1 protein-coding gene is annotated in these 1,100 nt (G+C 66.4%); it reads right to left on the bottom strand.

What is annotated here, in order from left to right; translation table 11 throughout:
• The coding region (locus tag AC3A6P_RS36065) for an acyltransferase domain-containing protein (protein ID WP_487697450.1) at positions 1 to 1,100 on the bottom strand (1,100 nt) is incomplete at both ends.

Here is a 1,100-nt window from a genome sequence, read left to right as displayed (position 1 = left end):
TGCAGGGAGAAGCCGACCTGCTCGACGAACACCGGCTCCAACTGCGCCACCGCAGCCGCAAACCCCGGCTCCTCCACCAACAACCGCGCCCCCATCCCCGCCCACTGCGAACCCTGACCCGAATACACAAACACCGTGCCCGACCCCGACCCCACCACCGACGACGCCGCCACCACACCCGGCCCCGAAAACCCCCCACCCAACGCCTGCAACCCCGCCACCGCAGCACCCCGATCACGAGCACACACCGCAGCAACCCACTTATGCCGAGTCCGATGAAAATTCAACGTATGCGCCACATCCCCCAACGACACCGCCGAACCCTGCCCCCCCAACCCCCGCGCCAACATCGCCGCCGTCGAAGCCACCCGCTCCGGAGTCTTACCCGACACCACCAACGAACACACCACCGGATCCCCCACCGCACCCGGCTCACAAACCTGCACAGGAGCCTGCTCCACCACCACATGAGCATTGGTGCCACTGACCCCAAACGACGACACCCCAGCCCGACGCACCCGCCCCACCGCAGGCCACACCATCTCCCGCGCCGCCACCTGCAACCGCGACGCCCCCACCCCCGCATGCGGCGTCAACCGCTTGAAATGCAAATGCGCCGGCACCACCCCAGCCCGCACACTCAACACCGCCTTGATAAACCCCGCAATCCCCGCCGCCGACTCCAAATGCCCCACATTGGTCTTCACCGACCCCACCACCAACGGCGCCGCACCCCCACGCTCACCAAAAACCGCACTCAACGCATCCAACTCAATCGGATCACCCAACGCCGTACCCGTACCATGAGCCTCCACCACATCAATATCCCCAGGCCCCAACCGCGACGCCGCCAACGCCGCCCGCACCACCGCCTGCTGCGCCGGCCCACTGGGCACCGTCTGCCCACTACTGGGCCCATCCTGATTGACCGCCGACCCCCGCACCACCGCCAACACCGAATCCCCATCGCGCACAGCATCACTGAGACGCTTCAGCACCACCACCCCACAACCCTCACTGCGCACATACCCATCAGCAGCAGCATCAAAGGTCTTACACAACCCATCCGGCGCCAACATCCCCCACCGCGAACACGCGAT

Source organism: Mycobacterium sp. Soil_C_30 (assembly GCF_057656995.1).
The sequence above is the reverse complement of the archived record's forward strand: the minus strand, read 5'-3'. Positions and strand labels throughout refer to the sequence as shown.